The following is a 24,059-nucleotide window of genomic DNA, read 5'->3' as shown; positions in this document are numbered from 1 at the left end:
ACGAAACGCATAGCGTTCTTCCACCCGAAAGCATCTGGTTACCCACTTTTCAGGGGTAGGACGCCAATGTAAAGCCCGATTCACCTACCCGTGGCAAGCACAAGAGCACACGGAGCAGCCGCCGTGCAAGCCGTTGCGGCAGTCGAGCGTGCGGTACGCGGCATCGTCCGACCCGAGGTCAAGGAGGCGGTGCAGCAGCTTTCTCATGCCTCCATTACGTCAGAGTCAGGTTACGAGAACCCTACGGGCTGCTGAACGACTCCTGCGCACTGCCTGAGCGCAGTCGGCGCGGCCGCCGCGGCACGAGCACCGCGAGCGCAACGCCGATCCACCCGCCCAGCGTGTTCGCCACGATGTCGGAGACATCGGCGAAGCGCTCGGGCAGGAAGAGCAGCTGCACCAGCTCGATACCGGTGGAAAGCGCGAGCGGGAAGAGGATCGCGGCCCACAGCCACCGCCCAGTCCCGAGCAGCGCGAAGAAGAACCCGAGCGGCACGAACATGATGATGTTGGCGGTGAACTCGAGCTCGAGGTACCCAAACGACTCGGGCAGACCCATCCCGTGCAGCACGCTGAGAAACGCGCGAATGTCGTCGCCCCGCCCGCGGTCAACGGGCGTCGGGTTGAGCGTGATCGCGAGCGCGACGCAGAGCACAACCCCAAGGCCGATCACCCCGACCCACTGCCGCCGCGACAGGCGTCGGCGGAGCGCGGCGGGCCCAGGCTGCGGCTCAGTCACATCGGGCTCCCAACAATCACACGTGAAAACAAGCAACCCGCAGTTTATCCGGGCACCGGCTGGCAATCCTCTCGGTGATTGGCGATTGCTATGAGCCTCGGTTACCCTGAAAGCTGCCGAATCTGCGGTGCCTCTGCTGTGAGCCGAGCGCCGTCGCGCCACGCCTACACCGAGGGAGCCCTGTATGGGTGACAACCTGACCGAGTTCGAGAAGATGCTGTCTGAGGCGTCAGAAGACGCCAAGAACGCGCCCCCGAAGAAGCGTCACGGCCTGCGTAACACCCTCATCGTGATCGGCTCGATCCTCGCTCTCATCGGCATCGGTGCCGGTGTCGCCTACGCGATGCTCAACAGCGCGTACAACAAGATCGAGCGCGTTGAGACCGTCGACCCGAACCTCGAGCGGCCGGCCGCTGTTGAACCGCCCGCGGGGAAGAACGCGCCGATCAACGTGCTGCTCCTCGGTTCAGACTCCCGCGACACCACCGACCCGAACGCGAAGGCTGAAGACCTGAAGGGCTTCCGCAGCGACGCGATCATGGTCGCCCAGATCTCGCCGAACCGCGACCACGTCACCGTCATGTCGATCATGCGAGACAACTGGGTACAGATCCAGGGGCACGGCGAGGCAAAGATCAACGCCGCAGTTGCCTTCGGCGGCATCCCGCTCGCCGTGAACACCGTCGAGAACTTCATCGACGCCCGCATCGATCACGTCGCGCTCATCGATTTCGACTCCTTCAAGGGCCTCACCGACGCCGTCGGCGGCGTCACCGTCGACAACCCGATCGCGTTCACCTCGCACCACGGCAGCTTCGACTTCCCGCAGGGCAAAATCACCCTAAACGGCGAAGAGGCGCTCGGCTTCGTGCGCGAACGCTACGCCTTCACCGACGGCGACTACCAGCGCGCGCGCAACCAGCAGATCTACCTCAAGGGCCTGCTGTCGCAGATGCTCAGCAAGGAGACGCTCACAAACCCGGGCAAGATCTCGGGGACGTTTGACGCGCTGAGCCCGTACCTCATTGTTGACCAGGATCTCACGCTGACGACTGCGGCCGGCCTCGGCTACGACATGCGTAACATCCGCAAGGGCGACATCTCGTTCTTCACGAGCCCGACGCTTGGCACCGGCACCTCGGGTGACGGCCAGTCGATCGTGCTGCCCGACTGGACAGAGATTGAGGTGCTGCGCGCAGCGATGCGTGACGGCACGCTCGACCACTACGCGAGCACGCGCCAGGCAGGCTAGCCAGGTAGGCACGCGAGGCACGAAAGAGCGGTGGCCGCACGGGAGATTCCTCCCGTGCGGCCACCGCTCTTTTGTGCGCCCGGGCGCTCGTCAGCGCACCACCGCTTGCGCGCGCCGCCTGCGTGAGCAATACTGTCCCAGTCGAGCGATAATAGAACTAGGCGTTCTATTAAAGAACATGAGCAGCAATGCGGCGGCAACTCCGCGGTTCCGCCTCGCAACGACGACGCCCAACTGGCGGTGACGACGCTCACCAAGCACCTATGAAGGAGTAGAAACAATGGAGTTCCACTTTCGCGGCTACGAGACCGGCGACCCCCGAATCAGACCCGCCGAGGGCCTCGGCCTGACCCGCTCCCCCAACATTCCCGAGAAGCTTGACGCGCTCATCGTCGGCACCGGGCCGGCCGGCGCACTGCTCGGCGCACAGCTCTCCCACTTCCCCAGTCTCAACGTCCGCATCATCGAGAAGCGGGCCTCGAGGCTCGAAGTCGGTCAGGCCGATGGCATCCAGGCCCGCAGCGTAGAGACATTTGAGGCTTTCGGATTCGCCGACGAAATTATCAAAGAGGCGTACCAGATCACCGAAACGAGGTTCTGGAAACCAGACCCCCAGAACCCCACCGCAATTGTGCGCACTGCCACGACCGCCGATGACGGCGCCGACCTCAGCGAGTTCCCGCACATCGTCATCAACCAGGCACGGCTCATTGACTACCTCATCGAGGCCGGTGAGCGCGGCCCCGGGCGAATTGCGCCTGACTACGGCGTGGAGTTCGTCGGACTCACCCGCACCGACGACCCTGAGTATCCCGTCACGGTCACCCTGCGCCACACAGCGGGCGAGCCCGCCGGGCAGGAGTTCACGGTTCACGCGAAGTACGTCGTGGGCGCCGATGGCGCGCGAAGCAGCGTGCGCCGGGCGATCGGCCGAACGCTCAAGGGCGACACGTCAATGCACGCTTGGGGCGTGATGGACGTGCTCGCTGAGACCGACTTCCCCGACGCCAACATCAAGTGCGCGATCCAATCGCACGACGGCGGCAACATCCTCCTCATTCCGCGCGAGGGCGGCTACCTGTTCCGCGTGTACGTCGACCTCGGCGTGACCGCCGCAGACGACAACGGCAGGGTGCGCGAGACACCGCTCGACGAAATCATCCGCCGGGCCAACATGATCCTTAGCCCCTACTTCCTCGACGTCAAGTCCGTGGGTTGGTGGTCGGTCTACGAGGTGGCGCACCGACTCGCCGACGGGTTCGACGACGCCTCGCCGAGGGGCGACGGCAGGCCGGAGCAGCCGCGGGTGTTCCTCATGGGCGACGCTTGCCACACCCACTCGGCGAAGGCTGGCCAGGGTATGAACGTCTCAATGCAAGACGCCTTCAACCTCGGCTGGAAGCTGGGCAGCGTCCTCGAAGGAAGAGCGCCCACCCCCCTGCTCGACACCTACGCTGCGGAGCGGAGGGTCATCGCGCAGCACCTCATTGATTTTGATCGCGAGTGGTCGGGGCTCATGGCGACTCCCGCTGAGGATCTCGCGGACCCGGGAGCGCTCGAGCGCTTCTATGTCGAAGCCGGCGAATTCTCCAACGGGTTCAAGACGGAGTACCCAACGTCGCAGATCGTGCTCGGAACCGAGCACCAAGAACTCGCGACAGGGTTCCCCGTCGGGAAGCGGTTTCACTCCGCCAAAGTTGTGCGGCGAAGCGACTCAAACGTCGTGCACCTGGGGCACCTGCACACGGCCGACGGGCGCTGGCGCGTTTACGTCTTCGCTGACGCGCCAGCCCCTGGAGAACCTGACTCTGAGGCCGAGCGGCTCGCAGAGTGGCTGCTCAGTGCGCCGGGCTCCCCGATCGTCGCGCATACCCCGCCCGGGGCAGAGCAAGACGCAGTGTTTGACGTCAAGGTCATCTACCAGCAGCCCTTCACCGAGGTCGAGCACGCGCGCGTGCCCGAGGTCTTCCGCCCCAAGCGCCTGCCCCTCGGCCTCACCAATAACAACAAGGTATTCGCTGCCGGAACGGTCGACAAACAGTCGGTCGACATCTTCACGGAGCGCGGAGTTTCGCGCGCCGGTGCCGTCGTGATCGTTCGACCCGACATGTACGTTGCCGGCGTGCTCCCGCTCACCGCGCGACAGGAGCTCACGGCGTACTTTGCGGGCCACCTGGTGAGGCTTCCGTGAGAGCGGCACGGCACCGGTGAGGCAGCCGCGGCCCGGGAGCGGGTAGCCGTAGAGTATGTGTGGGATCGCTCGACGTAGTTGTCGCCGCGCGCCCACGCATACGACCCCCTGGCGCGCGCCGCGCCTCAGGGGACAGAGACGGAGGCTGACGGATGACAGGCGAGGCAGCTCGGGGTGGATCGCAGACCCTCGCGCGCGGGATCAGGATCTTGGAAGCCCTTGCCTCGTCTCACCGCAACCTCACCATCGAGGAGCTTGCGCGGTCGCTCGACGTGCACCGCTCAATCGCGTACAGGCTGCTGCGCACCCTTGAAGACCACGGTCTCGTCGTCAGGGACGATGCCGGCAAGGTGGGTCTCGGAGTTGGGCTGACCGCGCTCGCGTCGAACGTCTCACGCGACCTCCAGACCGCCGCGCTGCCGCACCTCGACACCGTCGCGAACGAACTGGGGGTCTCGTGCTTGCTCGTCGTCTACCTCAACAGCCAGGAGGCGATGACACTCACGAGCGCCGCGCCCCACCGCCACTCCGGCGTGGTCGTCTACGACCCGGGGTTCAGGCACCCGCTCACGCGCGGCGCTCCGGGGAAGGCGATCCTGTCAGCAATGCCGCGTTCCGCGTGGCCCGCTGAAGTCCCCGAGAGCCTGTGGGAAGAGCTCGAGGCGTCGCGCGTCGCTGGCTTCACTTCGAGCACTGACGAGGTCATCCCGTCGCTTCACTCAATCGCGGTGCCGCTCAGCGTTCCCGGCCAGCCGCAGGCCGCCGTCGCGGTTGTGCACATGTCGTTTGCGGAGCCCGACGAGCTCGTCGCAGCCCGATTGCGGCGCGCTGCTGATGGCATTCGCGCTGACCTCGGCTTGGGCCGCCGCTTCAGCTAGCTCCGCCGGCCACGGGTAGCGTTCCGTCGGCGTTCAGCCCTGCCCCCTCGGCTCGGCCTCGCTCACCCGCGTCCATCAGAATTCGATAATAGAACTGCTAGCTCTATTATCGGTTGCACATTCCGAAGAATGGTCTTACGCTTCCTGAGAAGGCTGGCACTCCCCGGCCGCGACGACACGGAATCCGACAACAACGAAGTTAGGTAGGCCATGACCGCTGCTCCGATCACAGACCACTCCAAGAGAGAGCGCAGACGGGTCACCGCTGCGACCCTCATCGGCACGACGATTGAGTGGTACGACTACTTTGTCTACGCCGCAATGGCCGGGCTGTTGTTTGGCGATCTCTTCTTCAAGGGTGCGGGCCCTGAGTTCAAGAGCGTCATCACCTTCGCCACGGTCGGAGTGAGCTTCCTATTCCGCCCCCTCGGGGCCATCATTGCCGGCCACATCGGCGACCGGTTCGGCCGCCGCGTGGCACTGATGATCACGCTGATCACGATGGGGGTGGCAACAGCCCTTATTGGCCTCCTGCCCACCTACGATGCGATCGGTATCGCTGCCCCGATCCTCCTGCTAACGTTGCGAGTGCTACAGGGGCTGTCTGCCGGTGGTGAGTGGGGCGGGGCCGCACTGCTCGCAGTTGAGCACGCCCCTGCGGGTCAGCGAGGGGTCTTCGGCGCGGCACCGCAGCTCGGAGTGCCCGCTGGCATGGTGCTCGCCTCAGGAATCATGGCACTCATGACCGGCGTCATCAGCCCGGGCGACGCCTTCCAAGAGTGGGGCTGGCGCGTCCCCTTCCTGCTCAGCGTCTTCCTCATCGTCGTCGGGTACCTCGTCAGGCGTTCGGTCGAGGAGAGCCCCGTGTTCACTGAGATCGCCGAGCGTAAGGCGCAGACGAAGGCGCCCCTCAAGGAGCTGTTCCGCAAGCACTGGCGCCTCGTGATTCTCGCCGCGCTCACGTTCATCGGTATGAACGCGACGGGCTACCTCACCACCGGCGGCTTCATTCAGAAGTACGCGACCGACGACCCACTCAACATGGACACCACGTTCGTGCTGCTCGCGGTGCTCGGCGCCGCTATCGCGCAGCTCCTCTTCACCTGGTGGGCCGGTGCGCTGTCTGACAAGATCGGCCGCCGCACGACCTACCTCATCGGCTGGGTCTTGCTTGCCGCGACGATGTTCATGCTGTTCCCGCTCGTGAATACGGGCAAGCCCGGAATGCTGCTGCTCGGCCTACTCATCATGACCCCGGGCCTCGGTATGACGTACGGGCCGCAGCCGGCTTGGTTTGCGGAGCTCTTCCCCGCGTCGGTGAGGTTCTCGGGTGTCTCCGTGACCTACGCGCTCGGCTCGATCCTTGGCGGCGCGTTCTCGCCGATGATCTCGCAGGTGCTGCTTGAACGCACGGGCAGTGCGAACGCAATCGCCTACTACCTCGTTGGCACTATGGTCATCGCGTTCATCGCAACCCTGCTTCTCAAGGATCGAAGCGGCATTGACCTCGGCATGGACAACGAGGAGGAGCAGCTCAGAAGCCCGATTTATAGTCTGCGGAAGCGGGCACAGGCCTAACCCAGCCCAGGCCAGAGCAGCAACAGCAACAGGGCCCGGTGCCTCCTTCCTGAGAGGAAGGAGGCACCGGGCCCTCTGCATCTCTGTAGTGGCTACACGCCCTCGCCGATTCCCCCGCCCAGCGCCGCCCCGCCAAAGAGCAGGTTTCTCGCAAGAACACCCGAAATCTACCGCTGGGAACGAGCCCTTTTGCAGGAACACTTCTCTTTCGCGGGGCCAAGCGACGGCCGGGGGCTGGCGGCGGCTGGGCGGATGAAAAGCGCGCCCCGCGCGCCGCCCCGCCCCGCCCCGACTAGATCCGGTTGCCGGTCGCGGTGTCGAACAGGTGCAGGTGCGCCGGGTTCGGCACGAGGGTGACGGTCTCGCCCGCCTTCGGGTGGTTACGGCCGTCGACGCGCGCCACGATCTGCGCGCTCTCGGCGTCAGCGGTGTGGCCGTAGAGGTAGCCGTCGGCCCCGAGCTCTTCGACGAGGTCGATCTGCACGGTGAGGCCCGCCTCGCCCGGTGCGGCGAGCACGAGGTCTTCGGGGCGGATGCCGACCGTGACAGCGTTCGAGGTCGCGCCGCCGGCGGGTACGGGGATGGTGAGCGAGCCGAACGCCGCGCCCTCGGGGGTGAGGGTCGTCTCGAACAGGTTCATCGCGGGTGAGCCGATGAAGCCCGCAACGAACACGTTGACGGGGGTTTCGTAGAGCTCGCTCGGGGTGCCGACCTGCTGCAGCAGGCCGTCCTTGAGCACGGCGATGCGGTCGCCCATCGTGAGCGCCTCGGTCTGGTCGTGCGTGACGTAGACGGTCGTGACGCCGAGGCGGCGCTGCAGCGACGCGATCTGGGTGCGGGTCTGCACGCGAAGCTTCGCGTCGAGGTTCGACAGCGGCTCGTCCATGAGGAACACGCGGGGCTGACGCACAATCGCGCGGCCCATCGCGACGCGCTGGCGCTGGCCGCCCGAGAGCGCCTTCGGCTTGCGGTCGAGGTAGTCCTCGAGGTCAAGCAGCTTCGCGGCTTCGAGCACCCGCTCGGCGCGCTCTTCCTTCGAGACACCGGCGATCTTCAGGGCGAAGCCCATGTTCTCGGCGACGGTCATGTGCGGGTAGAGCGCGTAGTTCTGGAACACCATCGCGATGTCGCGATCCTTCGGCGCGACGTCGGTGACGTCCGATTCGCCGATGAGAATGCGGCCCTCGTTGACCTCTTCAAGGCCTGCGAGCATGCGAAGGGTCGTCGATTTTCCGCAGCCTGACGGGCCGACGAGCACGAGAAACTCGCCGTCTTCGATGTCGAGGCTGAGCCCGTCCACCGAGGGGCGGTCAGTGCCCGGGTAGACGCGAGTGATACCTTCAAACGTGACTGATGCCATGATGTTCCTCCACCGGCAGGTACGTGCCGGACGATCCGTAGTGGAATGACGGCAGATTCCTCCGCCGCTGCCCGTCGTTGGGCACGCACAGGTTAACACAGGGAACGCCCGCCCCACCGGTGACCGGCGAGACGGGCGTTCAGGCTCGACATGCTGCCGAGCGCTTACCTGTCGGGCTACTCCGCGGTGTGCCCCGCGCGGCGCCTGGCTGCGACGAGCAGACCGCCGCCAATCGCGAGGAGCAGCACGGTCGCACCACCGATCCAGCCGAGCTCGGCACCGGTGACGGAGAGGCCCGCGCCGGGCTTGCCCGATCCGGATCCTGACCCGCCAGGGCCACCCGTTCCCGGGGTTTCTTCGCCGCCGGTGCCCGGGGTCTCTTCGCCGCCTGTGCCTGGCCCCTCGGTGTCGCCCGCGTCGACCGTGATCGGGAGCGAGACGCGGGTCTTCCCGTCGCTCGTCTCGATCAGGATCGCCTGCGCGCCCTTCAGCCCGGCCGGGATGGCGAACGCGAGCGTCGCACGCCCCGCCTCATCCCACGCGTCAGTGACCGCCGGGTCGACCGGTGCCGTCGCGACCTGCTTGCCGCCAATCGTCGCCGTGACGGACTCGGGCGCGGCCTCTCCCGCGGAGAACGCGAGTGAGCTGAGTGAGACCGTAACCGCATCACCCGGGCGGTATGCCCCCGCGGTGCCCGGGGCCGCCGCGCGTGAGGCCGCCTGCGCTGCCTGCGCTGCCGCGGACGCCGCCGGCGGGGCGCTGAGCTGCGCACCGACCGCGCGCTTGCCAAGGTCTGGCGTCGCCTCCTTGTTAATCGCGAACCACTCGACCATCGACTGCAGGTCGGCTCGACCCGTGTCCTTCACGTCGGTGCCCTTTCGGAACGACACGAAGTTGTCGCCGCCGCCCGCGAGGAACGCGTTCGCCGCGACGGTGTAGGTCGCGCCGAGGTCGAGCGGCTTACCGTCGAGCGTGATCGATGTCACGTGCGCGCCGCGCTCGCCCTCGGGGTCGTACGTGTAGCTGAGTCCCTTCGAGACGCCGAGCTTCAGGAACGGCCGAGCCGAGCCCTCGGGCTGCCACTGCTCCTCAAGCACGTCCTTGACCTGCTGGCCGGTGAGCTTGAGCGTGACGAGCGTGTTCGCGAACGGCTGCACTGTCGCCGCCTCGCGGTACGTGACGTTGCCGTCGGGGTCGTTCTCGCCCGTCGACGCGTACGTCAGGTTCGCGCGGATACCGCCCGGGTTCATGAGCGCGATGTCGGCGTCGGTCGACCACTGGTGCACGTCGGCGACGAAGTTGCCGATCGTCGACTCGCCGCCGCGGTTCTCGGTCTTGCCGTCACTCTGGCGGGCGCGGTTGAAGTCGGCGGTGATGCTGCCGACCGAAACACCGCCGAGCACGTCGGCCTCGGCCTTCGCCGCGTCGACAATCGCCTGCACATCCGGGTCGGCCGCGTACTGCGGCTTCCCGTCAACGACAAGCGGCTTGATCTCGTTCGTGATCGAGATAAGCTGCTTCGACTCGCGGTCGACCTTGAGGTTCATGAGCCCGAGGTTCTCGCCGTACTGGCCAGCCGATACGACCGGGCGGCCGTCAATGACGTGGTTGTAAGCAAGGTGGGTGTGCGCCGACACGATCGCGTCGACGTCGTCGCCAACGCCGTTCACGATCTTGCCGAGCTGCGACTCAGGCGTGATGCTCGCGATGTCTGACGTCGCCGCGCCCTCGTGCACGAGCAGAATCACGACGTCGGCCTCACCGTTTGCGGCGTCGCCGTCGCGCAGCGCGGCCGCCGCCTGGTTTACCGAGTCTGCGACGCTGCGCACCTCGAGGTCCTTAATACCCTCGGGCGAGACGAGGGTGTCGAGGTCCTCGGTGACGGCGCCGACGAAGCCGACCTTCACGCCGTCAACTTCCTTCACCCACGACGGTGCGAGCGCAGGCTCACCCGTCTCGGTGACGAACACGTTCGCGGAGATGTACTCCCAGTCCGCGCGATCCTGCACGCGGCCCTTGAGGTCGGCCCAGCCCTCGTCGAACTCGTGGTTGCCCGCGGCGCTCACGTCGAGGCCCGCGAGGTTGAGCGCGTCGATCGTCGGCTCGTCCTTCTGGATGAACGAGGTGAACGTCGAGGCACCGATGAGGTCGCCCGCGCCCGCGAAGATGAAGTTCGGGTTCTGGCGCTCGAACTCTTTGACTGCCCCCGCGATGACCGCGGCGCCGGCCGCCTTGCCGTCGGCCTCGATGCGGCCGTGGAAGTCGTTGATCGTCGCGATGTCGATGCTCACGGGCTGTGGCGTCGTGGTGACGCCGACGACGATCGGGTCGTGGTCGCTCGCGCGGTACGGCGTGCCAGCCTCGGCGGCGCCGAAGCCGTAGCCGCGGTCGCCCCACTCGGCCGAGTTCGCCGCCCAGATCGCTGCCCCGCCGAGCGAGGTCGCAAGCGACGGCGACGCCAAGACGTGGTCGAGCGAGCCGAGCTCGCCGTTGAACGAGTAGCTGTACTGGCCTGCGGCGAGCGCGGGCACGGTGTCGACCCAACCCTGCGAGGTGAACTCGAACACCGGGTCTTCCTGTCCGTAGGCGTTGAAGTCGCCGACGAGCAGCATGTCTGCGCTACCCGTCGACTCCTCGAGCTCCTTCGTGAACGCGAGGAGCGACTTCGCCTGCTTCACGCGGTCGGCGTTGAAGTGGCCCTGGCCATCCGCGGGCTCGGGCTGCTTGCCCGACTTCGACTTGAAGTGGTTCGAGACGACGGTGACGGTGCGGCCGTCGAAGTCGAAGGCCTGCGCGATGGGCTCGCGCGCGTTGCCCCAAACGCTCTCGTCGGTGATCGTCTTCGCGTCACCCTTCGGCGTGACGGCGTTCTTCTTGTAGATGATCGCGTTCGTGATGAAGTCGGTCGTCGCGGGGTTGTGCAGCGACTTCGGGGTCGGCACGTACTCCCACGTCTTCTCGCCGGTGGCGGCGTTCAGCCCGTCGACCAAGTCCTTGAGCGCGGTGTCGGCTGGCTTGCCGAACTTCACCGAGTTCTCGATCTCCATGAGGCCAACAACGTCGGCGTCGAGGCTGTTGATCGCCGAGACGATCTTCGACTTCTGCGTGTCGAACTGCTGTTTCGTCGTCGCGCCCCGCGCGTCTTTGTTCTCGCTCTTGAGCGTCGTGAAGTAGTTGTAGACGTTGAACGCGGCGACGCGTGCGTCGCCCTCGACCTTCGGCGCCTCGGGGCGCGCGTTCTTCGACGTGAAGCTCACCTTCTGCGCAGCGGGCGAGGTGCTGTCGAGCGGGGTGACCGGCTGCAGGCGCCACTCGTCGAAGCCGTACTGCAGCACGAAGCTCAGGTCACCGAACTCTACGGCGTCGCCGTTACGCACGACGGTGTCAGCGGTGAAGTACGGCTGCTCGCCCGGGTGGGCGTTGTTCGTGGTCTGGATCGAGTAGCCATCGTCGAGCAGGATCCGGCTCGCGCGATTTGCCGCGGCGATCGCGTCGGCCTCGGCGCCGGGGCGCGCGGTCTCCGTGCTCTTCACCTGCATCTCGCCGGGGTTCAGCCACAGCGCGCCGTAGTTGAAGAGCTGGTGGCTCGACGCGACGAAGTAGTCACCGGTGGGGCGCACGAGCATGTTCTCGTAGACCTCGCGGTCGGCGCCCACGACGGTTGCGGGCAGCGGGGTCGGCTCGGGGAGCCCCACGGCCTGCGTCACGAGCGCGACGCCCGCGACGTTCACCGGGGCGATCTGGGTCTGCCCGTAGTACTCGCTCACCGCGCCGGTGACCGAGACGAGGTCACCGATCTCGCCGGGCACGTCCTTGCCGTCCAGGTAGACGAAGATGCCGTCTGATGCGGTGCGCGGCTCGGTGGCCTCGCCGCCCGAGCCTGCCGTCTGGATGACGATGCCCTGGTAACCGCCGGTGCGGTGGTCTGCGGTGATGACGCCCTCGACGGTCACCGTCTGGCCCACGAGCGGCGAAGCGTCGCCCGTGCCCTGCACGTCAGCGATGGAGCGCGTGCCGGTTCCCGGGTCGGTGCCGGGGTCAGTGCCGGGGTCCGTGCCGGGCTCCGTGGCGCCCGCGGCGTTCGTCGGCGTGATGTCAGCCGAAAGCGTGAAGTCGGCGCCGTTGTTGTCGGTGTCGGCGGCAGCGGTTCGGTTGAAGGACTTCACATCGGTGTTCTTCGACGGCGCGGCAGCGACGGCACCCTCAAAGGTGTTCGAGCCGCCGTAGCCGAGCGCGTCAATCACGCCCGTCGCGCCCGCGAGGTCGCCGACAGGCAGCGTCACGGCGGCCGTGCCCTCGACGAGCGCGACCGTGCCGGTCGTGCCGCTCGGGTTGATGGGACCGGTGACGTCGGGCGCGGGCAGTTCCCCACCGTTCGCGCCATTCGAGCCGCCCGAGATAAGGAAGTGGCCGCCCGCCGGGATCGTGCCGGTCAGCGGTGTCACACCGGTGAAAGAGCCGTTGCCGCCCGCCGAACGGTACTGCAGCGAGGTGCCGTCGAGCACGATGGGCTGCGCGGTCGGGTTGAAGAGCTCGACGAACTTGTTCGTGTATTTCGCCCCGGCGCTGCCGCCCGACAGGTAGGCCTCGTTAATCACCACCCCTGAGCCGTCGGGTGCCGCGAATGCCGGCGCTGCTCCCGCAGCGCCGAGCCCCAGCGCGATGATGACGGTGACGGAGAGCGCCGTCGCGCGCTCCCGCCGACGGAAGAAAGCCTCTCCCGTGCTTCTGCCAGAGTCTGACTTCATGAGTGCTGCGCTCCTCGTTCGTTGTGGCGTCTCAGGCTGTGCAAACGCGCGCGGAGATTCGCCCCGGGTGCGTCCGCACGCAGCCTATTGACCCCTGCGCGAGCCTCGCCAGGGGTGTCACGCAACCGTCACCTGACCGTCACACGGCCGCGGGCGCCCCCGCGCGGCCGCTCTGACCGACGCCGCACGCCATAGGCCCGCGCCACCACGCGGCGCGCCGCACGGAAGTTGTCTATACCGGCCGGGCCGGCCGGCCGTGGCGTTACTTCCTGTTCACCCGAACAAAACGACCGGGTCTCGCGGCCGCCTCGATTGTGAGGGCGAAAAAAGTTTGCCGTTCGACTTGCGTTTATTTAGTTCATTAGCTTTACTAACCATTATGAAGCACGTAACGACGCGTCCCGCGGACGCTACCGCATGGGCAATCAACCCGCGCCGCGCCCGCGACCTGAGGGTCGCGGCGAAGGCAACGCCGGGCGATACCAAGCTCCACAACCGCACGCTCGTGCTTCAGACCATGTACATCTCGGGCCCGCTCAGCCGCGCCGACATCGCGCGCGCCACGCAGCTCACCAAGGTGACCGTCTCGGGCATCGTCGCCGAGCTCATCGGCGAGGGCATCATCGAAGAGCTCGGCCAGCGCGAGTCAAACCGCCCGGGCAAGCCCGCGATCCTCGTCGATCTCGCGCGCTCGGCCCACGCGATCGTCGCGCTTGACCTCTCCGACGAGAAGCTGCTCCGCGGCGCCGTCGTCGACCTTGCCGGCCGCACGCTCGCACGCGCCGAGGCGCCGCGCCTCGACGACGCAGGTAACGCCGTAACCGGTGACGCCGCGTGCGACCTCGTCTCAGAGCTCGCCGTCGCGCTCCGCGATGCGAGCGAGATCCCGCTCCTCGGCCTCGGCGTCGGCACCCCCGGTGTTGTCGACGACGAGGGTGTCGTGCGCGTCGCCCCGAACCTCGGCTGGGAAGGCCTCCCGCTGAAGCGCATTCTCACGGCGCGCACCGGCCTCCCGACCTCGATCGGGAACGACGCGAACGTCGCCGCCCTCGCCGAGTACAGCTTCGGCGACACGAGCGAGGACTTCGCGCTCGTGCGCATCGGCTACGGCGTCGGCGCGGGCATCATCCTCGGCGGTCGCAGCGTGCCCGGCAGCAAGTTCGCCTCCGGTGAGATCGGACAGGTCATGGTCGGCACCGACCTCGGCATCGACGCCCCCTACGCCCGCGAGCAGGTGCTTGAGCACTGGCTCTCCGTGCCCACGCTCACCCGCGCGCTCGACGAGGCGGGCCCCGCGGGCCGCGAGGCTGTGCTGCGCGAGGCGGGCAACCGACTCGGCATCACCCTCGCCCCGATCATCGGCATGCTCAACCTCGCCGAGATCGTCCTCGCCGGCCCGCCCGAACTCGTCGACGGCACACTCACCGAGGCCGCCTTCGAGATTCTCACCCGACGCACGATGCCCGATTCGCACGACACCCTCGTGTTCCGCCCGACGAGCCAGGGCGACGACCTGATCCTGCGCGGCGCGGCCGCCATCGTGCTCCGCGAGCGCCTCGGCGTGAGCTAACGAAGCGCGCTTCAGACCCACTCTTACATTTCTCAACACGTATCGAAGAAGACACGACCCCGCGCCTCGGCCTCCGCCGAGTCGCACACCGAAAGGAAGACAACCATGAAGAGAAAGCTCGTAGGCCTCGCAGCAGCGGCTGTGGCTTCGACTCTCGTCCTTGCCGGGTGCAGCCCGGCTGCGTCGGGTGGCGACAGCGGCAACAACAGCGACAAGACCCTCACCATGTGGGTTATTGGCGGCGACACCCCGCCCGAGCTTCGTGAGTACCTCGCGGCCGAGTTCACTGAGAAGACCGGCGCGAAGCTCAAGATCCAGGAGCAGGGCTGGGGCGACATCATCACGAACCTCACCACGAAGCTCCCCGATGCGAAGAACACCCCCGACGTGACCGAGATCGGCAACACCCAGTCGCCGGCGTTCACGAACGCGGGCGCGTTCCTCGACATCAGCGACATGTACGAAGAGCTCGGCGGCGACGACCTGCTCCCCTCGTTCGTCGAGGTCGGCGCGGTTGAGGGCAAGAACTACACCCTCCCGTACTACTTCGGGTCGCGCTACACGTTCCTGCGCAAGGACGTGTGGGAGGCCGCTGGCCAGAACCTGAACCCAGCCTCGCTCGACGAGTTCAACGAGTCGGTCAAGGCGATCACGAAGGCGAACCCGAAGGGCATCGACAAGTTCTCGGGCTTCTTCCTCGGCGGCCAGGACTGGCGCGACGGCATCTCGTGGATCTTCGCGAACGGCGGCGAAATCGCCGAGTACAAGGACGGCAAGTGGGTTGCGACCCTCGATTCGCCCGAGTCGCTCAAGGGCCTCGAGCAGCTGCAGGACCTGTACAAGAACGCATCGAACGCCCCGAACGATATGAAGGACGCGAACCAGTACCAGTACCTCAATGACTCCGACCAGGTGAAGGATGAAGACGGCAACGTGACCGAAGATCTCTCGCTCGCCGCCGCCACCATCATGGCGCCGGGCTGGGCGCACTGGTCGATCGGCGACCTCGTCACCAACGACGAGGGCGAGCCCGCACGCGAGTGGAACGACGACACCTTCGCGACGCTCGTACTCCCGGGCAACGACGGCAAGCCCGCTCCCGTCTTCGCTGGCGGCTCGAACATCGGCATTTCGGCGAAGACGCAGAACCCCGAGCTCGCCAAGGAGCTCATGCGCATCATCTACTCCGAGGAGTACCAGACGATGCTCGGCGAGAAGGGCCTCGGCCCGGCCAACTCGAAGTACGCGAACTCGCTCGGCGACGACCAGTTCGCGAAGGCACTCATTGAGTCGGCCTCGAACTCGAAGCTCACCCCTGCAGCGCCGGGCTGGGCGGCGATCGAGTCGAAGAACATTATGGAGGAGTTCTTCTCCAAGATCCGCGACGCGGCTGACCTGAAGCAGCTCGCGCAGGATACGAACGCGGAGCTCGACGCGCTTCTCAACCAGAAGTAGCGTCGGACTCGGGGGCCCGCACGCGCGAGCTGCGGGCCCCCTTTTCACACCCACAACGTTTCACACCCCACACCGTTTCAAGGAGAGTCGCGATGAGCGTCGACACAGCTCCGCCGGCAGGCACAGCGCCCCTCGGCGGCACGGCAGCGCCAGAGCGCGAGTCCACGGGCCGCAGGAAACCGCGCCGCCGCTTCGCGCCGTACATGCTGCTGCTGCCCGCGACGATCATCGTGCTCGTCGCGATGGCGTACCCGGTCATCTGGCAGCTCATCACCTCGATGCAGAAGTTCGGGCTCGCGCAGCAGTTCGGCGCCGCGCCCGAGTGGGTGTGGTTCGAGAACTACGTGACGCTCTTCAGCAACCCGACGACGTGGTTCGTCGTGCTGCGCTCGGTGCTCTTCTGCCTCGCGGCCGCTGCCGTCACAATGGTCGTCGGTATCGGCCTGGCGCTCCTCATGCAGGCGACGTCGAAGGGCGTTCGCCTCACCCTGCAGATCGCGCTCCTGCTCGCCTGGGCGACGCCCGTCGTCGCGGCGATGACGATCTGGAACTGGATCTTCGACTGGCGCCGCGGCCTCGTCAACTGGCTGCTCACGAACCTCGGTCTCCCCTTCAACGGCCACAACTGGCTGCAGGAGCCCCTGAGCTTCTTCGCCGTCGCCCTCATCATCGTCGTCTGGATGAGCGTGCCCTTCGTCGCGTTCTCCGTCTACGCCGGCCTCACGCAGGTACCGGGCGAGGTACTCGAGGCGGCGCAGATGGATGGCGCGAGCCCGTGGCAGCGCCTCCGCCTCATCATCGTGCCGATCATCAAGCCGATCCTCGGCATCGTCATGCTGCTGCAGATCATCTGGGACCTGCGCGTCTTCACACAGATCAAGCTGCTCCAGGATCGCGGCTCGATCGCGTCCAAGACCGACGTGCTCGGCACCTACATCTACCAGCTCGGCGTCGGGTCTTCAGACTTCGCGATGGCGAGCGCCATGTCCATCTTCGTGCTGCTGCTCACGATCGCGCTGAGCTGGGCCTACGTCCGCAATCTCATCAAGGAGGACGACGAGTCATGAGCCAGGCAAGCCTCGCGGGCGCATCGCACCGCACCACCACCATGACCGCGCCGGTCGACATCGTCACCGCTCGCGGCCGCCTGCGCACCGGGAAGCCGTGGCGCGTCGTGCTCAACGTCGTCGGTATCCTCCTCGCCGTGGTCTGGGCGTTCCCCGTGTACTGGATGGTGAACTCGGCGATGCTGCCGAACGTCGTCCTCGAGAAGACGACCCCGACGCTCTTGCCGTTTGGCGGCTCGTTCAAGAACTTCCAAGCTGTCATCGCCGACGGCTCCTTCTTCAAAGCGCTCGGCATCAGCCTCTCGATCGCGGCGATCGTCGTCGTCGTGTGCCTCGTCTTCGCGTTCCTCGCGGCGCTCGCGATCAGCCGCTTCCGGTTCAAAGGCCGCCGCAGCTTCGTGCTCGCGGTGCTCTTCATCCAGATGCTCCCCGCCGAGGGCATGTTCATCGCGCAGTACAAGCTCATGGCCGGCCTCGGGCTCTTGAACTCGATCGTTGGCGTGAGCATCATCTACATCGCGGCGGTCGTGCCGTTCACGATCTGGATGCTCCGCGGCTTCGTCGCCGGCATCCCCGCAGACCTCGAAGAGGCGGCGATGGTCGACGGCCTGAGCCGCACCCAGGCGTTCCTGCGCATCACGTTCCCGCTGCTCGCCCCGGGCCTCGTCGCGAGCGGTATCTACGCCTTCCTGCAGGCGTGGAACGAGTTCACCGTCGCCCTCGTGCTGCTCGACGCCGACAACAAGACGCTGCCGCTCTGGCTGCGCGGCTTCATACAGCAGTCGGCGAGCACCTCGATCGACTGGGGCCAGGTCATGGCCGCGTCGACACTCGTCGCCGTGCCCGTCATCATCTTCTTCATGTTCGTGCAGGGCCGCATGACGAGCGGTCTCGTGAGCGGGGCGGTGAAGGGATGAGCGCGCTCGAACGCGACATCCTCGCCACCCTCATGCCCGGCTTCGTCGGGTTCGAACCGCCGGCCTGGCTCTCCAAGGCATTCGCCGCTGGGCTCACCTCAGCCTGCGTCTACGGCAACAACGTGCGCGACCGCGAGCAGCTCCGCGCCCTCGGCCTCGCCCTTCGCGACCTCGCCCCGCACGCGCTCCTCGCGATCGATGAGGAGGGCGGCGAGGTCACCCGGCTGAGCTACCTCGACGGGTCGCCGTACCCCGGCGCCGCGGTGATGGGCCGCATCGACGACGAGGCGTACTCCGAGGAGATCGGCCGCCGCGTCGCGCGCGAGATCTTCAGCGCCGGCTTTAACCTCGCGCTCGGCCCGGTCGCCGACGTGAACAGCAACCCGCTGAACCCCGTCATCGGCACCCGCAGCTTCGGCCCCACCGCCGAGCTCGCCTCGCGGCACGTGGCCGCCTGGGTGCGCGGCCTCGAGGGTGAGGGCGCGATCGCCTGCCCGAAACACTTCCCGGGCCACGGCGACACGGGCCAGGATTCGCACCACGAGCTTCCGGCCGTCGCAGCCTCCCGCGAGCTGCTCACGAGCCGCGACCTCCCGCCGTTCGGCGCCGCCTTCGACGCCGGTGCCCGCTCGGTCATGACCTCGCACATTGTGCTCACCGCGCTCGACCCCGACGTTCCCGCGACGTTTAGCCCCCTGATCCTGCGCGACCTGCTGCGCGACCAGCTCGGCTTCGCGGGCGTCATCGTCTCGGACGCGCTCGACATGCAGGGCGCGAGCGGCGAGATCGGCATCCCCGAGGCCGCGGTGCGCGCCCTCGCCGCGGGCTGCGACCTGCTGTGCGTCGGCGTCGATACCACGCACGAACAGCTCATCGAGATCGTCTCGCACGTCGCGCGGGCGGTCGCCGACGGCAGGATCCCGGCCGAGCGCATCGCGGACGCCGCCGAGCGGGTGCGCGCGCTGAGCGCCGCGAGCGCTCAGGCCGCGGGCAGCGACAGTTCGCCCCGCGACGCTGTGACGCCCGCCGAAATCGCCCGCATCGCCGATTCGTTCGCGGGCACCGCGGACGCGCGAGCCTGGCTCGCCGCAAACCCCGGCGCCCACGTGTTGCGCGTGGACTCCGAGGCGAACATGGCCGTCGGCTTCGCCCCCTGGGGGCCATTCGCCGCAGCGCACCTCCCGTTCCCCGGGCAGGAGGCCCAGGCCGCCGCGTTCAGCGCGCGCGCCGAGTTCGACCCGAGCGCCGCCTACCCGACCTCCGGCGTCATCGTCATCGGCCGCGAGCTGCACCGGGCGCCTGCGGTGCTCGCCCGCATCGACGCCCTGCTCGCCGCGGGCACCCCCGTGCTCGCCGTCGAGATGGGCTGGCCCGTCGAGGCGCAGCCATCCGAGTTCACCACGACTCGCTACGCTTGTCTCTCCACATACGGCTCGTCGGCGCTTGTTGGCGCCGCGCTCCTTGACCTCCTCGAAAGTTCCGCTTCATGACCCCCTCTCCGCGCATCGGCCTCGACATTGGCGGCACCAAGATCGAGGGCATCGCGCTCGATCCGTCCGGCGAGATCGTCGCCCGCGCGCTCGTGCCAACCGTCCCGGGCCCCGAGGGGGTGCTCAGCGCGTCCGCCGAGCTCGTCACGCGCCTCGCACGCGAGTCGGGGCACGCGCTCGCCTCGTTTGCGGGCGTCGGAATCGGGATCCCGGGCCAGGTCGACCGCGCCACTGGCACGGTGCGGAACGCGTACAACATGGGCCTCTCCTCGCTCGCGCTCGGCCCCGAGCTCGCCGCGCTCGTCGGCGTGCCCGTTTCCGTCGACAACGACGTCACGGCTGCCGCGATCGGCGCGGCATCGATCATGCGACTCGAGGGCACCGTCGCGTACCTGAACCTCGGCACGGGCCTCGCCGCGGGCATCACCGTCGACGGCGTGCCCGTTCGCGGCGCCGACGGCTTCGCGGGCGAGATCGGGCACCTCGCGATCGACCCCCGCGGGCGCGCCTGCCCCTGCGGCCAGCGCGGCTGCCTCGAGACCGTCGCGAGCGGCTCGGCGCTCAAGACCTACTGGCCTGCGGGCGGCGAACACCCCGGCCGCACCCTCGTCGCCGCCGTCGCGGCCGGCGACGCGGAAGCCAAACAGGCCCTCGACTTTCTCATCGACGGGGCGGCGCAGACGATTCGCGTGCTCGGCCTGACGGTGAACCCGGGGGCTTTCGTGGTCGGTGGCGGCCTGCGCCTCCTCGGCGCGCCCCTGTTCGACGGGATTCGCGCGCAGCTTGCCGAGTGGTCTGAGGCCTCCGAATTTATTGCGGCGCTGCGGTTCCCCGAGCGCCTCCTCGTCTTGCCCGAGGGGTCGCCCGCGGCTGCAATCGGCGCAGCTGTTGCGGTAAATGAATAGTCACAGTTGCGCAGAACGGTTCGCAGGGTAGCCTGTTGGTATGAGTGAACTGCGACTAGAAGAACTCTCTGCAGCGACCATCGTTGCGGTGAACACCCTTGGCCTGAAGCCCGGCCAGGAACAGTTCATCACGCCCGTCTCCTACGCCGCAGCGGCCGCGGTTACCCCGGCCGACAGCGCGTGGCAGCGGGTCGTGCTGCTCGATGACAAGGTCGTCGGGTTCATTCACGGCAACTTCGACCCCGATGCGCCGCAGGAGGAGTTCCGTGCGGCCCTCTGGCGCATCAACGTCGAAGCAGACGTGCAGGGCAGCGGCGTTGGCACGTTCGCCGTCACCGCGCTCATCGACGAGGCGAAGCGCCGCGAGGTCGACCGCTTGACCGTGCTCTGGGAGCGCGGCGAAGAGGGCCCCGAAGAGTTCTTCCTGCACATTGGCTTCAAGCCCGTAGGCGAAACCCCTTACGGAGAAGTCATTGGGGCAATCGACCTCTGAGTCGATTTCTGGCGGGGCTTCCCCGGGCCGTTCTGCAACCGAGCGTGGGCTCATCGTCTCGGTCATATCCTCGCTGTGCTTTGCCGGAATCTACTTCATCACGCCCAAGCTCGCGCCGGCGTCGGCCGAGTCTCTGTGGGGTATCCGGAATCTCTTCACGCTCCCGCTAATCTTGCTCACCCTGGCGGTGTTCAGGCAGCGCCAGTTCGTCGCCGACATCTGGCACAGGATCAGGCGGAAGCCCCTGCTGCTGCTTCCGATCCTGTTCTGCGGCCTGCTCGTCGCGGCTCAGCTGTGGGTCTTCAGCTGGGCACCGCTCCACGGCCGCGGCCTGCAGGTCGCGCTCGGGTACTTCCTGCTCCCGCTCATCCTCGTGATTGTTGGCAAGTTCCTGTACCGCGACAGGCTGCTCTGGTGGCACTGGCTCGCGGCCGGTGTCGCGGCCGTCGGCGTCGTGTGGGAGATCTTCCGGGTCGGTTCGGTGTCTTGGGAGACGCTGCTCGTCGCGCTCGGCTACCCCGTCTACTTCGTGCTGCGCCGCGCGCTGAACATCAACCACCTGGGCGGCATGTTCTGGGAGTTTCTTGTACTCGCCCCCGTCGCGCTCTGGCTCGTCATCGCAGAGGCCACGAACGGGCGCACCCTCGTCGAGAACCCGACGCTCGTGTGGCTCGGCCCCGTGTTCGCACTCTGGAGCGGCTTCGCACTCATCTGCTACCTACTCGCTTCGCGCTTTCTGAGCATCAGCATCTTCGGGCTCATGAGCTACCTTGAGCCCGCTCTGCTCGTCGTCGCATCCCTCCTTATCGGCGAGCGCATCGCGAGCGGTGAATGGCCCATGTACATCGCCGTGTGGGGCGCGGTCGGCATCCTGGTCTTGGGCGGCACTGTGCAGCTCATCCGCTCCTCGCGGGGTGGGCGCCGCGGCGGGCCCGATCCGCAGCCGCCCGCCCCGCAGGCAGGGTAAAGTGCTCGGTATGGGTGAGCAGCAGGATCACGCGCCTGAGGGGCACGAGCACGGCTACATTGGGCACAAGGAAGACCTGCTCAAGCGGCTTCGGCGCGCCGAGGGCCAGGTGCGCGGCGTGCACCGCATGGTTGAGGAAGACAAGTACTGCATCGACATCCTCACGCAGGTCTCCGCCGCGACGAAGGCGCTCGAGCGCGTCGCGCTCTCGCTGCTCGACGACCACCTCCGGCACTGCGTCGCCTCTGCCGCCGAGGAGGGCGGAGAGGTCGCGCAAGAGAAACTTCGCGAGGCGACTCAGGCAATTTCGCGCTTCGTGGGATGATTTAAGCGCCAGGTCTCTCAGACAAGGAGCGCGATGAGCGAACAGCCCACCAATCCGACACAACCGTTCGAGATGGCCGCTTCCGGCCAGATCGACATCACTCCTGAGATCGACGAGCTCGGTGAGCTCCTCGGGTCAGACATCGACGACGACTCGCCCGATGCCCCGTGGCGCCAGGGCTACCCGTACGACGAGAAGCTCGGCCGCAAGGAGTACGAGAAGACGAAGCGCAAGCTGCAGATCGAGCTGCTCAAGCTGCAGGCGTGGGTGAAGGAGTCGGGCGAGAAGATCGTCATCGTCTTCGAGGGCCGCGACGCCGCGGGCAAGGGTGGCGCGATCAAGCGCTTCACCGAGCACATGAACCCGCGAGGTGCGCGCGTGGTCGCCCTCGAGATCCCGACCGACCGCGAGCAGACCCAGTGGTACTTCCAGCGCTACGTCGCGCACCTGCCCGCCGCGGGCGAGCTCGTGATGTTCGACCGCTCGTGGTACAACCGGGCGGGCGTTGAGCGGGTCATGGGATATTGCACCCCGCAGCAGTACCTCGAGTTCACGCGCTCGGCACCCGATTTTGAGGAGCTACTCGTGAACTCGGGCATCCACCTCATCAAGTTCTGGTTCTCCGTCGGCAAGGCCGAGCAGCGCGCCCGCTTCACCTCGCGGTCACAAGACAAGGTGAAGCAGTGGAAGCTGTCGCCGACCGACCTCGCGAGCCTCGACAAGTGGGACGACTACACGCGCGCGAAGGAGGCGATGTTCTTCTACACCGACACGCCCCACGCCCCGTGGACGGTCGTGAAGTCGAACGACAAGAAGCGCGCCCGCCTCGAGGCGATGCGCTGGGTGCTGTCGAAGTTCGACTACCCGGGCAAGGACCACGAGGTTGTCGGCACTCCCGACGGCAACGTGATCGGTTCACCGACCGACGTCTACGACGATGGTGAGGCGCCGACCGGTACGTTCCCGGTCGTCAACGGGAAGTAGGGGCTGGGCTGGGCCCAACCCTCGACCGCAAGCCATGTGATCTGCAGAACACATGCCCTCCTGCCCAGGATTCGGCATTCCCACTGCAGATCGCATGGCTGAGTGCTGCTGGCTGAGCAGCTGGGTCTAGGGCTGTGGCCGGGCGGCTGGGTCTACAGGCCCGAGTAGGCGTGCAGCCCCTTGAAGAACACGTTCACGATCGAGAAGTTAAAGATCACGGCGGCGTACGACACGATGTTCAGCCAGGCCGAACGGGTGCCACGCCAGCCGCGGGTCGCGCGCGCGTGGATGAAGCCCGCGTAAAGCACCCAGATGATGAATGTCCAGACTTCCTTGACGTCCCAGCCCCAGTAGCGGCTCCAGGCCGCCTCGGCCCAGATCGAGCCGGCGATGAGCGTGAATGTCCAGAACGCAAAGCCGATGATTGCGAGCCGGTACGCGAGGTCTTCGAGGCGAACCTGGTTCGGGAAGCCGCCCATGAAGGCGAGCGACTGCGTCTGCCCGGCCTTTAGGTGGGTCTGACGACGCACCTGCAGCAGTTGCAAGATCGAGAGCCCGAACGACAGCGTAAAGAACCCGACAGCGAGCACCGCCACGATGATGTGGATCACCAGCCAGTACGAATCGAGCGCGGGCACGAGCGGCACGATCGCAACGTAGTAGTTCACCTTCGCGACGCCGAGGAACACGAGGGTGAGCCCCGTCACGAGCGTTCCGAGGAACCTAAGGTCGACGAAGAACTGCACGATGAGGAAGATGCCGACGACGGCGACGGTCGCGGTGAGCGCGAACTCGTACATGTTTGCCCACGGCACGCGATGGGCGGCGATGCCGCGAAGCACCGTCGCGGTGAGGTGCAACGCGAAGCCGAGCACCGTGAGCGCGAACCCCGCGCGCAGCCAACGAGACCGAGGCGCCGCCGCCGCGCCCTTCTGACCTGCCTTCACGAGCGTGGCCGTGCCCCCGCCGCCAGCGGCCTTGGCGGCCGAAGCGGAGGAGGCAGAGCCCGCAGAAACCTCTGCGTCACCGCTTCGGTTCGCGAGGTCTACGACGTAGAAGACGAACGCAATCGCGTACACGATCATTGCCGAGTACAGCGCGATCGTGGAGAAGGTTTCTAGCTCGGTCAGCACAATTGCT

18 protein-coding genes are annotated in these 24,059 nt (G+C 67.0%); 14 read left to right on the top strand and 4 right to left on the bottom strand.

Annotation, left to right across the window (positions count from 1 at the left end; genetic code table 11):
* Nucleotides 1-241: 241 nt before the first annotated feature.
* Entirely contained in the window at nucleotides 242-739 is a 498-nt protein-coding gene (locus FB468_RS12650; RefSeq protein ID WP_141887663.1) for a VanZ family protein, read from the bottom strand.
* A 184-nt stretch (nucleotides 740-923) separates the two neighbouring features.
* Between FB468_RS12650 and FB468_RS12645 the strand changes: the two genes are divergently transcribed.
* The 4 genes from FB468_RS12645 to FB468_RS12630 all read left to right on the top strand — a co-directional run bounded on the left by FB468_RS12645 (nucleotide 924) and on the right by FB468_RS12630 (nucleotide 6,638).
* Nucleotides 924-1,991: an LCP family protein gene (locus tag FB468_RS12645; RefSeq protein ID WP_246055875.1), complete on the top strand. Its 1,068-nt coding sequence runs from the start codon at nucleotides 924-926 to the stop codon at nucleotides 1,989-1,991.
* Nucleotides 1,992-2,271: 280 nt separating this feature from the next.
* Nucleotides 2,272-4,182, top strand: a complete 1,911-nt coding sequence (locus FB468_RS12640) for an FAD-dependent monooxygenase (RefSeq protein ID WP_141887662.1) — start codon at nucleotides 2,272-2,274, stop codon at nucleotides 4,180-4,182.
* Nucleotides 4,183-4,334: 152 nt separating this feature from the next.
* On the top strand, nucleotides 4,335-5,060 hold the full coding sequence (locus FB468_RS12635; RefSeq protein ID WP_141887661.1) for an IclR family transcriptional regulator: 726 nt from the start codon (nucleotides 4,335-4,337) through the stop codon (nucleotides 5,058-5,060).
* Between the two features lie 210 nt (nucleotides 5,061-5,270).
* Complete coding sequence (locus FB468_RS12630; protein WP_141887660.1) at nucleotides 5,271-6,638, top strand: MFS transporter; 1,368 nt, start codon at nucleotides 5,271-5,273, stop codon at nucleotides 6,636-6,638.
* A gap of 292 nt (nucleotides 6,639-6,930) precedes the next feature.
* On the opposite strand, the gene FB468_RS12625 is transcribed toward FB468_RS12630, so the two are convergent.
* Both FB468_RS12625 and FB468_RS12620 read right to left on the bottom strand, forming a co-directional pair.
* On the bottom strand, nucleotides 6,931-7,998 hold the full coding sequence (locus tag FB468_RS12625) for an ABC transporter ATP-binding protein (RefSeq protein ID WP_141887659.1): 1,068 nt from the start codon (nucleotides 7,996-7,998) through the stop codon (nucleotides 6,931-6,933).
* 176 nt (nucleotides 7,999-8,174) lie between these two features.
* Entirely contained in the window at nucleotides 8,175-12,746 is a 4,572-nt protein-coding gene (locus FB468_RS12620; protein ID WP_141887658.1) for an ExeM/NucH family extracellular endonuclease, read from the bottom strand.
* Nucleotides 12,747-13,125: 379 nt separating this feature from the next.
* Here FB468_RS12620 and FB468_RS12615 point away from each other — a divergent pair, with 379 nt between their 5' ends.
* From FB468_RS12615 to ppk2, 10 genes are all read left to right on the top strand, one after another.
* Nucleotides 13,126-14,316, top strand: a complete 1,191-nt coding sequence (locus FB468_RS12615; RefSeq protein ID WP_141887657.1) for an ROK family transcriptional regulator — start codon at nucleotides 13,126-13,128, stop codon at nucleotides 14,314-14,316.
* Nucleotides 14,317-14,421: 105 nt separating this feature from the next.
* Nucleotides 14,422-15,771 (top strand): extracellular solute-binding protein, encoded by a 1,350-nt coding sequence (locus tag FB468_RS12610; RefSeq protein WP_141887656.1) that lies wholly within the window; start codon nucleotides 14,422-14,424, stop codon nucleotides 15,769-15,771.
* Between the two features lie 92 nt (nucleotides 15,772-15,863).
* A complete protein-coding gene (locus FB468_RS12605; protein ID WP_141887655.1) occupies nucleotides 15,864-16,838 on the top strand; it encodes a carbohydrate ABC transporter permease in 975 nt (324 codons plus the stop codon).
* Between the two features lie 41 nt (nucleotides 16,839-16,879).
* On the top strand, nucleotides 16,880-17,755 hold the full coding sequence (locus FB468_RS12600) for a carbohydrate ABC transporter permease (RefSeq protein WP_141888328.1): 876 nt from the start codon (nucleotides 16,880-16,882) through the stop codon (nucleotides 17,753-17,755).
* Nucleotides 17,752-19,245, top strand: a complete 1,494-nt coding sequence (locus tag FB468_RS12595) for a glycoside hydrolase family 3 protein (protein ID WP_141887654.1) — start codon at nucleotides 17,752-17,754, stop codon at nucleotides 19,243-19,245. The genes FB468_RS12600 and FB468_RS12595 overlap by 4 nt, the downstream gene beginning before the upstream one ends.
* Nucleotides 19,242-20,150, top strand: coding sequence for an ROK family protein (locus FB468_RS12590; protein ID WP_141887653.1), 909 nt, complete (start codon nucleotides 19,242-19,244; stop codon nucleotides 20,148-20,150). Before FB468_RS12595 ends, FB468_RS12590 begins: the two co-directional genes overlap by 4 nt.
* A 40-nt stretch (nucleotides 20,151-20,190) precedes the next feature.
* A complete protein-coding gene (locus tag FB468_RS12585; protein WP_141887652.1) occupies nucleotides 20,191-20,643 on the top strand; it encodes a GNAT family N-acetyltransferase in 453 nt (150 codons plus the stop codon).
* Nucleotides 20,624-21,610, top strand: a complete 987-nt coding sequence (gene rarD / locus FB468_RS12580; RefSeq protein WP_246055874.1) for an EamA family transporter RarD — start codon at nucleotides 20,624-20,626, stop codon at nucleotides 21,608-21,610. The genes FB468_RS12585 and rarD overlap by 20 nt, the downstream gene beginning before the upstream one ends.
* Nucleotides 21,611-21,620: 10 nt before the next feature.
* Nucleotides 21,621-21,935: a metal-sensitive transcriptional regulator gene (locus FB468_RS12575; RefSeq protein ID WP_141887651.1), complete on the top strand. Its 315-nt coding sequence runs from the start codon at nucleotides 21,621-21,623 to the stop codon at nucleotides 21,933-21,935.
* 33 nt (nucleotides 21,936-21,968) lie between these two features.
* Nucleotides 21,969-22,919 (top strand): polyphosphate kinase 2, encoded by a 951-nt coding sequence (ppk2, locus tag FB468_RS12570; RefSeq protein ID WP_141887650.1) that lies wholly within the window; start codon nucleotides 21,969-21,971, stop codon nucleotides 22,917-22,919.
* 152 nt (nucleotides 22,920-23,071) lie between these two features.
* On the opposite strand, the gene ccsB is transcribed toward ppk2, so the two are convergent.
* Nucleotides 23,072-24,004: a c-type cytochrome biogenesis protein CcsB gene (gene ccsB, locus FB468_RS12565; protein ID WP_141888323.1), complete on the bottom strand. Its 933-nt coding sequence runs from the start codon at nucleotides 24,002-24,004 to the stop codon at nucleotides 23,072-23,074.
* Between the last annotated feature and the right edge of the window lie 55 nt (nucleotides 24,005-24,059).

Source organism: Leucobacter komagatae (assembly GCF_006716085.1).
In the GTDB taxonomy this organism is placed as follows: domain Bacteria; phylum Actinomycetota; class Actinomycetes; order Actinomycetales; family Microbacteriaceae; genus Leucobacter; species Leucobacter komagatae.
This window is presented reverse-complemented; position numbering and strand designations above follow the sequence as displayed.

What these genes read in the sequence shown, in the direction of transcription:
- FB468_RS12645 (WP_246055875.1), top strand. Translation starts at nt 924, where the DNA reads ATGGGTGACAACCTGACCGAGTTCGAGAAGATGCTGTCTGAGGCGTCA.
- FB468_RS12640 (WP_141887662.1), top strand. Translation starts at nt 2,272, where the DNA reads ATGGAGTTCCACTTTCGCGGCTACGAGACCGGCGACCCCCGAATCAGA.
- FB468_RS12635 (WP_141887661.1), top strand. Translation starts at nt 4,335, where the DNA reads ATGACAGGCGAGGCAGCTCGGGGTGGATCGCAGACCCTCGCGCGCGGG.
- FB468_RS12630 (WP_141887660.1), top strand. Translation starts at nt 5,271, where the DNA reads ATGACCGCTGCTCCGATCACAGACCACTCCAAGAGAGAGCGCAGACGG.
- FB468_RS12625 (WP_141887659.1), bottom strand. Translation starts at nt 7,998, where the DNA reads ATGGCATCAGTCACGTTTGAAGGTATCACTCGCGTCTACCCGGGCACT.
- FB468_RS12620 (WP_141887658.1), bottom strand. Translation starts at nt 12,746, where the DNA reads ATGAAGTCAGACTCTGGCAGAAGCACGGGAGAGGCTTTCTTCCGTCGG.
- FB468_RS12615 (WP_141887657.1), top strand. Translation starts at nt 13,126, where the DNA reads ATGAAGCACGTAACGACGCGTCCCGCGGACGCTACCGCATGGGCAATC.
- FB468_RS12610 (WP_141887656.1), top strand. Translation starts at nt 14,422, where the DNA reads ATGAAGAGAAAGCTCGTAGGCCTCGCAGCAGCGGCTGTGGCTTCGACT.
- FB468_RS12605 (WP_141887655.1), top strand. Translation starts at nt 15,864, where the DNA reads ATGAGCGTCGACACAGCTCCGCCGGCAGGCACAGCGCCCCTCGGCGGC.
- FB468_RS12600 (WP_141888328.1), top strand. Translation starts at nt 16,880, where the DNA reads ATGACCGCGCCGGTCGACATCGTCACCGCTCGCGGCCGCCTGCGCACC.
- FB468_RS12595 (WP_141887654.1), top strand. Translation starts at nt 17,752, where the DNA reads ATGAGCGCGCTCGAACGCGACATCCTCGCCACCCTCATGCCCGGCTTC.
- FB468_RS12590 (WP_141887653.1), top strand. Translation starts at nt 19,242, where the DNA reads ATGACCCCCTCTCCGCGCATCGGCCTCGACATTGGCGGCACCAAGATC.
- FB468_RS12585 (WP_141887652.1), top strand. Translation starts at nt 20,191, where the DNA reads ATGAGTGAACTGCGACTAGAAGAACTCTCTGCAGCGACCATCGTTGCG.
- FB468_RS12575 (WP_141887651.1), top strand. Translation starts at nt 21,621, where the DNA reads ATGGGTGAGCAGCAGGATCACGCGCCTGAGGGGCACGAGCACGGCTAC.
- ppk2 (WP_141887650.1), top strand. Translation starts at nt 21,969, where the DNA reads ATGAGCGAACAGCCCACCAATCCGACACAACCGTTCGAGATGGCCGCT.
- ccsB (WP_141888323.1), bottom strand. Translation starts at nt 24,004, where the DNA reads ATGATCGTGTACGCGATTGCGTTCGTCTTCTACGTCGTAGACCTCGCG.